This is a genomic window from Congregibacter litoralis KT71 (genome assembly GCF_000153125.2).
GTDB classification, from domain to species: Bacteria; Pseudomonadota; Gammaproteobacteria; order Pseudomonadales; family Halieaceae; genus Congregibacter; species Congregibacter litoralis.
Genome location: NZ_CM002299.1, coordinates 1,487,075 through 1,499,910 on the forward strand (window position 1 = coordinate 1,487,075; position 12,836 = coordinate 1,499,910).

Consider the following 12,836-nt stretch of genomic DNA (forward strand, 5'->3'; position numbering starts at 1 on the left):
TTGCTATCCTGCGCAGGTTTGGGTTCGTTGAGCCAATCGATTTGGTCTATGTATTCGTTGGCCTTAGATGCTGACTCTCTCTCCAGCGAATATTTTGGGAACGCACCTCTAGACCCAACGTGGCACATGACTAGCTCGAACGGCCCTGCGAGCAGCGCTACATGTGAGGGGCCTCCTCCAGCGGGCTGCACTTCTTTGAATGTCACACCGTGCTTTCTAGCGAGTCTACGAAGCAGGGTTTCGGCTTGGCCTCTACGATAGTAGCCGAGGCAGTATTGAGCTTCGCTCTTATCGAGGTCCGGGTCCTGCTGCAGCACCCCATGAGAGCTCATGTAGAGACCCGGCATACGATCTATTAGCTCGCAGACAAAGGAAGGCGGGAGGTGATCGATCAAAAGCTGCTTCAGCGTGATTGACATGTTAGGTTCAGCATATTCTATGGCATATCGACAAAATATTGCAAATAATTTGTCAAAAAGCAATAGCGTCTTGAAAACTATAGGCAAACGGGGCGTAGGCGAATGCCTGATGAAGGTCGGCGTACCAACAAGGCCTCTTCCCTGCTGTTCCCTGATGGCCTGAGAGCTGTACGCACTGTTTTTCGATAACAGATTGATTGTTAGAAGATTTCTAACGACCGCTCGGGCAGGTTGGGGTTTCTTAGCGGATTTTCCTTGTAGAATTCGCTGGAACAGGGAAGTTTTGAGGGGAGAACAGTTAGCGAGGGACTACCACCACCGCCAGACATAAAAAAGGGCCCCCAGCGGGGCCTTTTTTTATGTCTGTTAGATGAAGGCGGTTAGACGAGAACCCTTTGGTGGCTCTCCCCACTTAACGGGGGATGGACCGTTTCGGGGCTCTCCCCACTTAACGGGGGATGGACCGTTTCTCACTAAACACGATTGATGATGCCATCCCACCCGCAGTGGGTTAAGACCCTCAATCGATAGTTTTCAAAATTTCTAAATCCGTACGCTCTTCGCGTCATCATCTCCATCTTCGTGTGGAAGCCCTCCGTGGGCCCGTTGCTCTTACTGAATCGCCACATCATGACGATGGGCTCAAGCCAGGACGTCAGAGTTCTCGCCAGCCGCCTCAGCGGACTGTGGCGCAGCTGCTCGATCAACGCCAGCAGTTCAGGCAGCTTCTTCTGGGCCGTTTTCTTCCTCAGATTCTTGAGTAGCATCAGCTCGTTGAGGTGTTGCTTGGCGTCGTAGAGTGCGGCGAGGCCGGGATAGTCGCTCAGATAGCGCTGCAGGTTCTCGCGCTGCTCCGGCTTCAAGCGCCAGGCATGGCGCCGCATGAGGCTTAGCAGGCCACGGTTTCTGCGACCCTCGGGGTGCACGTCTTTCCAGGCGTTGAGGAAGTGCTGATTGACCAGGCGAATGACGTGGAATCGATCAGCGACGATCGTGGCGCCGGGAAAGTACTGGCGGGCGATGCTGCGATAGGTCTCGGACAGATCCATCACCACGAGCTTGACGTTGTCTTTGCCCGGCAAACGCCGCAGATAGCTGTCCAGGCTGGCCTGGGAGCGTCCCAGGCGCACATCGAAGACTTTGTGGCGCCGCAGGTCGACCAATGTGGTCGCGAAGCCGCGCTTGCGGGTGAAGAAGTGCTCATCAATCCCGAGGACCTTGGGGCAGGGGCGGTTCGACATCTCCGAGACGCGTCGCTCACAGTGGCCGTGGTACCAGCGTTCAGTAGTGGCTGCGCTGATGCCATGGGTGCGTGTGAGCTTGGCCTGGGTGACCCCGCCATCGTGGGTCTCGAAGACCTCGTGGCGAAACGCCTCGGAGGCTCGATAGCGCGGCCGTACGCCTTTGAATCGATGGCGGAAATAGCGACCGCAGCGCGGGCAGTGATACTTCGGTGCTCTGAGATGCAGAGTGATGAGCTGGTTGCCTTGGCGTGTGTGCTTCAGAGTTCTCTGGTACGTCGCTTTAATCCGGACTCGCGGATACTCACAGTGCAAACAGCAGGGTCGCTGCTTGGGTTTGGCATAGACAGAAATCGCATCATTACGATCGACGCGTTCGACCTCCAACTCTGGAAGTCCTAGTATTACTCCTGCGTGGGACATCGGGTGTTCTCCATTAAACCGTTTCCGCAAATTCAGTTTAATGAGCCCCGGTGTCCCCCGTTAATGATGAAGAGCCCCTTTGGTTCGACAAACAGCGACCAAAGGAGCTGTTTGGACGGGGTCGCTGGCGACACCATTGAACAGGAGTCAGGGCAGCTTACAAATGGTTCGAATTAATCTCTCCTTTTTCCGCTCCTTCCCATGAGCCGCTGGGTTCAGGTTTACGTCATGCCGCCGGCGGTGTTTGTCTCCGTCATCATGGGTGGCGGATACGGCACCGGTCGCGAGGTGGTGGAGTATTTTTCCCGACACGGACAGAGTGAGGGTCTTCTGGGCATTCTTGTGGCCAGTCTGGTCTTTGCCATTGTGTTTGCTTTGACTTTCGACTTTGCCCGCCGTATGGGCAGCTATGAGTACCGTGAATTCTTCCGGCATTTAATCGGCCCATTCTGGTGGACCTTTGAAGTTTTGTACCTGCTGCTGTTTCTGCTCGTGCTTGCGGTGCTCAGTTCCGCCGCGGGCAGTATTCTGTCGACCCGATTTGCCATTCCTCAACACCTCGGTTTAATCATGATGCTCGCCGTGGTGGCGGCGATGGTTTTCTTTGGACGGGCGGTTCTTGAGCGCATCCTCACCGGCTGGATGTTCGCAATGTACGGTGTATTCCTTCTGTATTTCGTCATCATGTTGCAACAGTTTGTGGGGGGCGGGCTTGATGTGCCCCTAAGTGCAGAAGCCGTGCCCGGCGCCTTGAAAGGCGGCGCGCTCTACGCACTTTACAATGTCGCCCTTGCGCCCGTGTTGCTGTTTGCCGTGCGGGGTATTGAGACACGAAAAGAAGCGTATCTTTGCGGGGCACTTACCTCTGGACTGATTATGCTCCCGGCAGTCATGTTCCATATCAGTTTCTCCCTCGGTCTCCCGCACGTTCTCGGCGAGGCGGTCCCGGTCTACTGGATGATCGAGCAGTACGCACCATCCTGGATGTTGCCTGTCTATCTGATTGCGCTGTTGGGAACGCTGGCGCAGACCGGTGCAGGGCTTGTACAGGGCGTGATCGAACGCGTTGAATTTGCGCTGATGCCTGACAGGGACGACGGAATGGGGCATTGGCCGAGGGCGCTGCTTGCTGTGACAGCCCTGGGAGTAAGCGCCGCCTTTGCATCTCTGGGCATCATTTCACTGATTGCACGGGGCTATTCGGCTATGGCGGTGGGCTTTGCCATCGTTTACGTTGCTCCCTTGCTAATGCTCAGTTACTCAAAAACACGCAGGCACCCTTGATTGCTTTGGAGACCGTTGTGGATCGATCAATAAAGAGAAAAACCGTTACCGCCGTTTTGGCCCTCGCGGCATTTGTGCTTACCAGCGTCGCCGGCGCTTACGATCTGGTGATTAATAACGGCCGGGTCATGGACCCGGAGACGGGACTGGATAAGGTGATGAACGTCGGCGTCACCGGAGACCGCATCGCAGCCATCACGGAAGAGGCCCTAAGCGGTGACCGTACTATTGATGCCAGCGGCAAGGTGGTGGCACCGGGTTTTATCGATGCCCATCTTCACGGCAACAGCCCCATGGCTTATAAGTTAGCGCTTCGCGACGGCCTCACTACTGCCATGGACCTCGAGTACGGCACTCTCGGCAGCGCCGTGAATGACTGGTATGCGGCACGGAAAGGTAAAACGCAGCTTAACTTTGGTACCGCCTCGAGCCATGAACTTGCGCGCTCCCTGGTCCTCGATGGGATTCGCGCCATCGATGTGAGTGAAGCAACCATCAGTCGAACCGGTGGTGATCGCTGGGCAGTGGGCGTTCCCACCGATGGTCAGCTCACGGCAATATTGGAAGAAATTGATCGGGGCCTTGCTGCCGGCGCCGTTGCCCTGGGATCCACCGTAGGCTACATGCCCGGGGTGTCAGCCAGAGAGCTTTTTGAAGCCCAGAAGATCGCGGCGGAGCGGGGCCGGGTCAGTGCTCTGCATACGCGGCACACGCCGGGTACGGCAACGACCGTGCCCAACGGTGTCCAGGAGGTGATGGCCAATGCAGCAGCGCTCCAAGCGCCGCTTCTGGTGATGCATTTCAATAATCCGGGCTGGGAGTTGGTTCAGGAACTTATTCTGGGTATGCGCGACGGCGGACTCAATGTTTGGGGCGAGGTTTACCCCTACGCAGCGGGCTCGACGACCTTGAACGCCGTTTTTCTCAAGCCTGAGTCCTGGATAGAAGAATTGGGTAACCGCTATGAAGACACGCTGTTTGATCCCCAGACCAACAGCTTTCTTACCGAGGCGCGCTATCACGAGCTAATGGCTGAAGACCCGGGTCGGGGCATTGTCGTCTACAAGATGTCCCCGGACAGTATTCCCCGGTGGCTGCGTATGGAAGGCATTACTCTAGGTTCTGACGGTATGCCCGTGTCTCCCTCCTTCGCCTGGGACACGCCCTATGCGTCGCTCCCCAATGGACATCCCCGCACCGCGGGTGCCCGTGGTCGTACCCTGCGCATCGCTCGCGAGGAGGGAATCCCTCTCATGCATGTGATTGCCGCCATGAGCTATCGGCCTGCGAAACACCTCGGTGCCACGGGCCTCGCTGCCATGGACCTTCGCGGCCGACTCCAGGAGAACATGGTTGCCGATATTGTGATCTTTGATCCAGACACCGTGACGGACAACGCGACTTATGCGCAGGGCATGCGACCCACCACTGGCATAGACTATGTGCTGGTCAGCGGCAGGCCCACGGTGGTGCAGGGGCGGGTGCTACCCGATGTGGCAGCAGGGAAGGCGATTCGCTTCCCGGTTTCGCAATAGAGAAGCCGCTGACTTTGCGTTAACGCGCGTCAAACCGCCCCGTAGGCCAGCATGGCATCGGCCACCTTGATGAAGCCTCCGATGTTCGCGCCATCCACATAGTTCACGGATCCTTTTTTATTGCCGCCGCTGGAGCCATAGGCAACGCACTTTTTGTGGATGTCCTCCATGATGCTTTTAAGGCGATCGTCCACTTCCTTGCGACTCCACACGAGGCGCTGGGCATTTTGGCTTTGCTCCAGACCCGACACGGCAACACCACCGGCGTTTGCAGCCTTTGAAGGGCCAAAAAGCACATCGGCTTCAATAAAGGCGTGAGCAGCTTCGAGTTCCGTGGGCATATTCGCTCCTTCGCTCACGGCGCAAACGCCATTCCTGATGAGGGTTTTTGCGTCGTCGAGACTGAGCTCATTCTGCGTTGCGGAGGGGAAGGCGATATCACAGGGTACTCCCCAGGGTTTTTCTCCCTCGTGATAGGACGCGGACTTGTACTTTTCGGCGTACTCGCTGATGCGGCCGCGGCGTACCTCTTTTAAATCCTTGATAAACGCGATTTTATCTTCGGAAAATCCATCGGGATCGTGAACAAAACCGGAGGAATCCGACAGGGTGACAACTTTGCCCCCGAGCTCCAGTGCTTTTTCTGCGGTGTAGATAGCGACATTACCGGATCCGGATATCACGCAGGTCTTGTCTTCGATGCTGTCGCCTATGTGACCGAGCATGTTCTGGCAAAAATAGACGCTCCCGTAGCCCGTGGCCTCGGTGCGCCCGAGGCTGCCTCCAAAGGCCAGGCCCTTACCCGTGAGGGTGCCGACAAAGCGATTCTCCAGCCGTTTGTATTGGCCAAAGAGAAATGAGATTTCTCTCGAACCAACGCCGATATCACCGGCGGGCACGTCTCTGTCCTCGCCAATATGTTTGTGTAGCTCCGTCATCAGTGCCTGGCAAAAGCGCATAACTTCGCGATCGCTCTTACCTTTGGGATTAAAGTTTGAGCCGCCTTTGGCGCCGCCCATGGGCAGGCCCGTGAGACTGTTTTTGAAGGTTTGCTCAAATCCCAGAAACTTGAGAACGCTGAGGGTGACGCCGGGGTGAAAGCGCAGGCCGCCCTTGTAGGCGCCTATGGAGTTGTTGAACTGAACACGCCACGCCCGGTTTGCACGAATGTTGCCTTCGTCGTCTTCCCAGGTGACGCGGAAGATGATGATCCGGTCCGGCTCGGTCATACGTTCCAGGATTTGTGCCCTACGGTAAGCTGGATTGTCCAGTGTGTAGGGCATAACGGACTGAATGAACTCGTGGACGGCCTGATGGAACTCGGGCTCTCCGGGATTCCGTTTTTCCAGTCCCTGCATAAAAGCGGTGACTTCTGATGATGCTTTGCTCATGGGGGGCCTCAGGGATTGGGCAGCAGGCTTATCATGCCAGAGACATACCGTTTATTGGGGCTTTCAGATCACAAAGCTATGGATGTCGGGCGTTGGGCAAGGGCTCCCGAGTCAGTCTTTAAATGCTTCGACCGCCACGGCGGTGTCCATGAAGTCTCTGAATCGTGCGTCGCCCTCGGCAGCTATCAGGGTATGCTCAGGTCGAGCTCTCTGGATTTCTGCTGCGCTTCGGCCAGTTCCCCCGAGGATAACTGCAGAAGCACTTCCTGGCGGGCTTGCACTGCTCTGGATTCGCCCCGAGCCGACGCGAGGTTGAGCCAGACATAGGCATCAACAAGGCTCACGGGTCGTCCCCATCCGGAACGCGACATTTTCCCAAGACCGTACATGGCCTCAGCGTGGCCCTGATTTGCGGCTTTGCTGTACCAGTCGAAGGCCTGCACAAAATCCTGCACCACGCCTCTGCCCTGGAAATAGAGATCACCCATGAGGCTCTGGGCCTGGGAATGATCCCCGTCCGCTGCTTTGCGGAGCATCGCGATGGCCTCCGATTGCGTAGCGGGGTCGGTGCTGATGTCGAACTCTCGAAGCAGGGCCATGCCCAGTCGGTACTGGGCGTCCACATCGCCGTTTTCGGCATTTGAATTCAGGCGATCGATGTTCACGGAGGCGCGGGGGTTTATGACCCCGGGGTTGTCGGACCTCTCGCTCCCGGCCCTTGCCTCGCGCATCGCCCTCTCCCCCGGGCTCTCGCTCAGGGATTGCCATAAGATCACGAGGAATAGCATAACCGCCACGGCTGCCAGGGAGTGGAAGGTGATCGCGAGGGGGTCGTAGGCCACGAAGCGCGTGCCGCAGCTATTGCAGGTAAACCTCGCCTTCAGTCTACGCGACCGGTCTTTGGCCAGGGCTTTGCGCGATCGCCGAGCACTCTCGCTGGCACATTTTGGGCAAGTGGGCACGGGAAAAATTTCCTAGGGGCGATTGCGGGTTTCAACGCCGCCTAATACACCGTAATCCATATAGCCCATGCGGGTCAGGGGCTCCATGGCGAGGGTATCCACCAAGCCCTCCTTGATGTACCGGTCGTCAATATGTACCGCCAGCACCCGTCCTAGAACCAGGCTCCAAACCATGCCGCCTTCGTCATGGGGCAGGGTGAGGGTTTGAAGATACTCGCATTCCAGATGTGCCCGTGCCTCTTTAACGCGCGGTGCCTTGATAAGTTTTGAAGGAGCCTGATGAAGCCCTGAAAGCTCAAATTCGTCCACATCTGCGGCGACATGCTTGGATGTCGTGTTCACTTCATCGATGAGATTGACGGAGGCAAAGTTGCAGACGAAATCGCCGGTTTCCTCGATGTTGCGCTGCGAGTCTTTGAGGGTCGCACTGGAAAAGCCCACAATCGCTGGGTGCGTGGAGAGCAGGTTAAAAAAGCTATACGGCGCGAGGTTGGGTTGGCCGTTTGCGTCGAGAGAGCTGATCCAGCCTATGGGCCGCGGTGCCACGAGGGCTTTGAGGGGATCGTGGGGAAGGCCGTGATCGTTCGTGGCGGTTTCGTAATACATCGGGATTACCTGCTTAGCTGTTCCTGTCGTCAAGCCATGCTGGCGAGATCGGTTTTCATGGCCTCAAGGGTCCTTGCACGAACCCGCAGTTTATTCGCCGCGTACTGGCCCTTCGGCAGCTCTGCCAATCGCCGGGCTATTTCCATGGCGCGGTCATCCAACTGCGATGCATCGACGATTTCATCTAAAAACCCTGCCGCAACTCCCTGCTCCGGGGTGTAAATCTCGGATTGCAGCGCTGCACGGGTCAGATGCTCTTTGACAATGCGTGACTCCGTAAGAGCGATGAGTATGGGTGGCAAATCCATACCGATGGCCGTCTCGGGGAGGGTGACTTTGAAGTCGCCCCGAGTGCCCACGCGCGTGTCGCTGGCCATCACAATAAAAGCGCCCATGGCGACGCAGTGTCCCGTGCACGCCGCGACCAGAGGGAGAGGGTACCCCGTCAGGCGGACCAAGAGCTCAAAACCCCGTTTCACCATGGCCTGTCCCTCGGCCATGCCTTTTTTAAACTCTCCAAGGTCAAATCCACCGGAGAACATGCCGTCCCGCCCGCGGATAATCACCGCCCCCGCATCCTCTCGTTCCGCCCGGTCAAGTCCGGCGTTGATGTCATCCAAAAACTGATGGCCCACGACATTGGCTTTACCGTCATCAAACTTGAGGACGGCGACCTGATTTTGGAGGGTGTATTCCATGGAGGTGTCTTTGCAAAAGGCGGGGCAGGCAGTCTGCCAGCGCTGTCATGGATGGGCAACTCTCGTTTTGGGCGAAGATTGCCAGGAAGCGGCTCTGATTCGAGAATTTTAGCCGCCAACTATTTGATCAAAATCAAAGCTCTTGGGCGCCAGAAGGTTTAGAATAAAGACTGACATTCAAGGTCCACCCTATGCTTATCAATACCCATAGTCGCATCGAGCGAGCCCTCAGCCAGGCGTCCAATTACGAAGAATGGATGACCGCGGCCCGGGAGTATGATCGCAGCAAGGGTCTCGACCGCTGGCGGCAAAAAGACTCCACCCGCCAGTACGACAATGTGTCCATCCGCATCAGGCTGGACGCGCTTCAAAGCCTCAAAGCGCGCCACGATATTCGCGGCTTGTTGTACACCCTGAACGAGGGCATCCACGGCAACATGGGGGGCATGGGACGTGCAGGGCTGTATGGCCACGCCTTGTCGGGCACCAAAACCCTCATCGAGAACTACATCGAAGAAATCGTTGATACCCTGGAGATGCTCGACGCAGACACCAGCGGCGATATCAGCGACGACGAGAAGCTCGACTTCTTCAAGCGCGCCAGTCACTGTTTTGGTCGTTCCGCTTTTATGATGAGCGGCTCAGGCTCCCTGCTGTTCTTTCATGTGGGCGTTATTCGCGCCCTGGCCGAGGCGGAGCTACTACCCGCAGTACTTTCGGGGTCCAGTGGCGGGGCCATTGTCGGTAGCATTGTCTCCACCCACAGTGAAAAAGAACTCCTTGAGCTTTTGCAGCCTGAATACTTTATGCAATACGTGCCCAAGGAAGGGGACGAGCCCCACGCATCCCGCCTTGCTGAGCTGGAGGCTGCCGTGGAGCAGTTTATTCCGGACATTACCTTCCAGCAGGCCTTCGCAAAAACCGGCCGGGCCATGAATGTGTCCGTAGCGCCGGCGGAGACGCATCAGACCTCACGACTGCTGAATTCCATCACCTCTCCCAGTGTGCTTATTCGCAGCGCGGTGATGGCATCCGCTTCGGTGCCGGGTATTTTTCCGCCGGTCGTCCTGGAGGCTATTGATAGCCACGGGGAACGAAAGCACTATCTGGCCTCCCGAAAATGGGTGGATGGCTCTGTGAGTGACGATTTGCCCGCCAAGCGCCTCGCCAGGCTTTATGGTGTAAACCACTTTGTGGTGAGTCAGACCAATCCCCATGTGTTGCCCTTTGTGACCGACGGTCACCGTAAGCAAAGTGCGAGAGGCATACTGACGGAAGCGGGGCGGCGCTCGGCGCGGGAGTGGTTTAACGCCGTGACTTTGCTGGCCGAGCGTCTTGATCGCAAAAATGGCGTCATTTCCCAGCGGGCCAGCCGCTTGCGCTCGATCATCAATCAGGACTACGTGGGCGACATCAATATTCTTCCGGACTATAAATTTCAGAATCCCCTGAAGCTCCTCACCTTTCCCGGGGAGAAAAAGCTGCGACAGCTCATTGCCTCCGGTGAACGCTGCACCTGGCCCAAACTCGAGATGATTCGTTTGCAGACCCGCATCAGTCGCAAACTCGATACTATTCTTGCAAACCGCCCCGGGGCGGTGAAGCATTAGCCTTCTGCGCTAGCGAAGCTAACGACGCCGAAGAGGCGCTATTTTTACTTTCAAACGATAAGGAATAAGGACATGGCAGTAGGTGTAATCGCAACGCTTAAGATTCAGGAAGGCAAGAACGCGGAGTTTGAAAAAACCTTTCTGGACCTTGCGGAAAAAGTGCGGGCAAACGAAGGCGGCTGTAACTTTTACGAACTGCACGTGAGCAAGACTGATCCCCAGGAGTACAAGGTCCTCGAGCAATACGCCACGGCAGAGGATCTCGCCAAGCACGGCCAGACGGACTACTTTAAAGCGGCCAATGGCGCTCTGGCGTCCGTTGTCGCGGCGGCACCGCAGGTCGAGGTTCTTGACTCCGTAGGGTGAGGGGGCTTCTTTCCTGAACAGCGATAGCATCATGTTTCCGCGCCACCGACATCGATACCAACACCAACACCAACACCAACACCGCCGCTTGCGCGCGGTGTTTTTCGTGGTGTTCACGGTACTCTTCGCCGGCGAGAGCATCGCGCAGAATTCGCTGCCCTCAGCCGAAAGCACGGATCCCGCGGTGATGGGATGGATGCTTGGGACGCCACCGGACGCCGCCAAGCTGGTTCGCCACGACGATCTCAGCTTTTATCAGTTTCCGCGCACGCGCTGGACCTTTTCTCATTTCCGGGAGTTGCTGCCGACAAAGCGCCTGTGGCGCGGTGCCGGGGCAGGGGTCCCGCTGGTAGCAATGCCCGATGGTGCTATTGATGGCGTGGAGTTTACGCCCATGGGCCAGAGCACCGTTATGAGCTTTGGAGACATGTTGACGGCCACCTACGCAGACGCTGCGCTCGTGCTGCATAAGGGCGATGTGGTCTACGAAAACTATTTTGGGGCGACATCCCGCGAAACACCGCACATCTCCTTTTCCATGACCAAGTCCTACTACGGCACCCTGGCGGCGATGCTTGTGGAAGAGGGACAGCTGGAAGAGGATAAGTTGGTGCGGGACTACCTACCGGAGTTGGCGGACAGCGGTTTCGCTACGGCCACGGTACGTCAGATCCTGGATATGACCACCGCCATTGATTACTCCGAAGACTACACAGACCCCGACGCACACGTTTTTGACTTTGCGCGATCCGGCGGGATTTTTCCCCGGGGCGATTACGACGGCCCCGAGGGGTTTTACGCCTATGTCGCTACCCTCAAAGCGAAGGGCAAGCACGGGAATGCCTTCAGCTATCGCTCCGTGAATACGGAAGTCCTCGGTTGGCTTATTGCGCGCGTCACCGGCTCCAACGCTGTTGACCTGCTGCAGGAGCGCATCTGGAGCCGCCTGGGCGCCGAAGAGGATGCCTACATCCTCATCGATACCCTCGGCACGGGATGGGCGGCGGGAGGCCTGAATGCCACGTTGAGAGACCATGCCCGCTTTGGTGAAATGATGCGCAAGGGCGGTCGCTGGAACGGCGCGCAAGTGGTTCCCGAGGTGGTGGTTGATGATATCCGCCGCGGCGGTGACCGGGAGAAGTTCGCCAAGGCGGGTTACACCACGCTGCCTGGCGCCAGCTACCGCAATCAGTGGTGGGTACACCACAACCCGAACGGTGCCTTCAGTGCCCGGGGTGTCCACGGCCAGACGATTTACATCGACCCTCGCGCTGAAATGGTGATTGTGCGTCTGGCCTCTCATCCCCTGGCTGCCAATGGCAACTACGATGATGTGTCCCTGCCGGCCTATCAGGCGGTGGCGGATTACCTGATGGCCCAGGATTGATGCTCGCGGTCGTGTCGGGAGCGTCCTTATCGTGAATAGCCATCCGTTTTCTCAGGTCGATGTGTTTGCAAAGGATGCTTATCGCGGAAATCCCGTTGCCGTGGTTCACGATGCCGATGCACTGACCACGGATGAGATGCACTGTTTTGCCCGCTGGACCAATCTCTCGGAAACCACATTCCTCCTGAAGCCTCGCAGTGATGAGGCGGACTATCGCCTGCGGATCTTTACGCCCGGGGGGGAACTGCCCTTCGCCGGGCATCCCACCCTGGGCAGTTGCCACGCATGGCTTGAGGCCGGTGGACAATCCGCGAGTGCTGCCTTCGTTGTGCAGGAGTGTGAGGCCGGTCTGGTGCGTGTTCGCAGGGGATCCGAGGGACTGGCTTTTGCCGCGCCCCCCGTGCACCGCTCGGGGCCGCTGGATTCGGCGTTTGTCTCCCGGTTGATGGCCGCGCTGCATTTACCGCCAGAAGCTCTCGTTGCTCATCAATGGGTGGATAACGGGCCCGGCTGGTGCGCCCTGCAACTGGACAGTGCCCGGCGTGTCCTGGATGTGGTGCCCGATATGGCCGCTCTGGGTGATGCCTGTCTTGGGCTTGTGGGCGCTTACCCCCCGGGGAGTGCCTGTGATTTTGAGGTGCGAGCCTTTGTGCCGTCTCTTGGCGTGCCCGAGGACCCGGTGACGGGAAGTCTCAACGCCAGTATTGCCCAGTGGCTGATACGCGAGGGACGTGCCCCCGATTGCTATCTGGCGTCTCAGGGCACGGTCATTGAGAGGGCAGGCCAGATCCGCGTCAGCAAAGAGCAGGACACGGTGTGGATTGGTGGCGAAACAAGGACCTGTATTACCGGCACCGCCGCATTTTGAACCCCGGCCGGCGCAGGCAACGCGATCCTCTGTTCGATCCTGACGC

Annotated in this window: 12 protein-coding genes; 6 read left to right on the forward strand and 6 right to left on the reverse strand. The window is 57.6% G+C overall.

The window, feature by feature from the left end; all coding sequences use genetic code 11:
* Both KT71_RS21045 and KT71_RS06835 read right to left on the reverse strand, forming a co-directional pair.
* Window positions 1–419: hypothetical protein (locus tag KT71_RS21045; RefSeq protein ID WP_008296178.1), on the reverse strand; the 419-nt coding region annotated here is incomplete at its 3' end.
* 473 nt (window positions 420–892) lie between these two features.
* On the reverse strand, window positions 893–2,083 hold the full coding sequence (locus KT71_RS06835; RefSeq protein WP_023659380.1) for an ISL3 family transposase: 1,191 nt from the start codon (window positions 2,081–2,083) through the stop codon (window positions 893–895).
* Window positions 2,084–2,284: 201 nt separating this feature from the next.
* Here KT71_RS06835 and KT71_RS06840 point away from each other — a divergent pair, with 201 nt between their 5' ends.
* Both KT71_RS06840 and KT71_RS06845 read left to right on the forward strand, forming a co-directional pair.
* The gene (locus tag KT71_RS06840; protein ID WP_008296175.1) at window positions 2,285–3,367 is read left to right on the forward strand and encodes a YkvI family membrane protein; all 1,083 of its coding nucleotides are present in this window, start codon (window positions 2,285–2,287) and stop codon (window positions 3,365–3,367) included.
* 17 nt (window positions 3,368–3,384) lie between these two features.
* Window positions 3,385–4,902 carry an amidohydrolase family protein gene (locus KT71_RS06845; protein ID WP_023659381.1) on the forward strand — a complete coding sequence of 506 codons (1,518 nt, stop codon included), beginning with the start codon at window positions 3,385–3,387 and terminating at the stop codon, window positions 4,900–4,902.
* 29 nt (window positions 4,903–4,931) lie between these two features.
* Here KT71_RS06845 and gdhA read toward each other — a convergent pair whose 3' ends face one another.
* From gdhA to KT71_RS06865, 4 genes are all read right to left on the reverse strand, one after another.
* Complete coding sequence (gene gdhA, locus KT71_RS06850; protein ID WP_008296173.1) at window positions 4,932–6,293, reverse strand: NADP-specific glutamate dehydrogenase; 1,362 nt, start codon at window positions 6,291–6,293, stop codon at window positions 4,932–4,934.
* Between the two features lie 185 nt (window positions 6,294–6,478).
* A complete protein-coding gene (locus KT71_RS06855; protein ID WP_008296172.1) occupies window positions 6,479–7,135 on the reverse strand; it encodes a tetratricopeptide repeat protein in 657 nt (218 codons plus the stop codon).
* Between the two features lie 132 nt (window positions 7,136–7,267).
* Window positions 7,268–7,861: a flavin reductase family protein gene (locus KT71_RS06860; protein ID WP_008296171.1), complete on the reverse strand. Its 594-nt coding sequence runs from the start codon at window positions 7,859–7,861 to the stop codon at window positions 7,268–7,270.
* A gap of 29 nt (window positions 7,862–7,890) precedes the next feature.
* Window positions 7,891–8,559 carry a crotonase/enoyl-CoA hydratase family protein gene (locus KT71_RS06865; protein WP_008296170.1) on the reverse strand — a complete coding sequence of 223 codons (669 nt, stop codon included), beginning with the start codon at window positions 8,557–8,559 and terminating at the stop codon, window positions 7,891–7,893.
* Between the two features lie 191 nt (window positions 8,560–8,750).
* On the opposite strand from KT71_RS06865, the gene KT71_RS06870 reads away from it, so the two are divergent.
* The 4 genes from KT71_RS06870 (at window position 8,751) to KT71_RS06885 (ending at window position 12,790) form a co-directional block, all read left to right on the forward strand.
* Entirely contained in the window at window positions 8,751–10,169 is a 1,419-nt protein-coding gene (locus KT71_RS06870) for a DUF3336 domain-containing protein (RefSeq protein WP_008296168.1), read from the forward strand.
* A 72-nt stretch (window positions 10,170–10,241) separates the two neighbouring features.
* Window positions 10,242–10,535 (forward strand): putative quinol monooxygenase, encoded by a 294-nt coding sequence (locus KT71_RS06875; protein WP_008296167.1) that lies wholly within the window; start codon window positions 10,242–10,244, stop codon window positions 10,533–10,535.
* A 97-nt stretch (window positions 10,536–10,632) separates the two neighbouring features.
* Complete coding sequence (locus KT71_RS06880) at window positions 10,633–11,922, forward strand: serine hydrolase domain-containing protein (protein WP_023659383.1); 1,290 nt, start codon at window positions 10,633–10,635, stop codon at window positions 11,920–11,922.
* 31 nt (window positions 11,923–11,953) lie between these two features.
* On the forward strand, window positions 11,954–12,790 hold the full coding sequence (locus tag KT71_RS06885; protein ID WP_023659384.1) for a PhzF family phenazine biosynthesis protein: 837 nt from the start codon (window positions 11,954–11,956) through the stop codon (window positions 12,788–12,790).
* The last annotated feature ends 46 nt before the right edge of the window (window positions 12,791–12,836 follow it).

Excerpts from the sequence above, each read along its gene's own strand:
- KT71_RS06835 (WP_023659380.1), bottom strand. The coding sequence starts at position 2,083 with ATGTCCCACGCAGGAGTAATACTAGGACTTCCAGAGTTGGAGGTCGAA.
- KT71_RS06840 (WP_008296175.1), top strand. The coding sequence starts at position 2,285 with ATGAGCCGCTGGGTTCAGGTTTACGTCATGCCGCCGGCGGTGTTTGTC.
- gdhA (WP_008296173.1), bottom strand. The coding sequence starts at position 6,293 with ATGAGCAAAGCATCATCAGAAGTCACCGCTTTTATGCAGGGACTGGAA.
- KT71_RS06860 (WP_008296171.1), bottom strand. The coding sequence starts at position 7,861 with ATGTATTACGAAACCGCCACGAACGATCACGGCCTTCCCCACGATCCC.
- KT71_RS06865 (WP_008296170.1), bottom strand. The coding sequence starts at position 8,559 with ATGGAATACACCCTCCAAAATCAGGTCGCCGTCCTCAAGTTTGATGAC.
- KT71_RS06870 (WP_008296168.1), top strand. The coding sequence starts at position 8,751 with ATGCTTATCAATACCCATAGTCGCATCGAGCGAGCCCTCAGCCAGGCG.
- KT71_RS06875 (WP_008296167.1), top strand. The coding sequence starts at position 10,242 with ATGGCAGTAGGTGTAATCGCAACGCTTAAGATTCAGGAAGGCAAGAAC.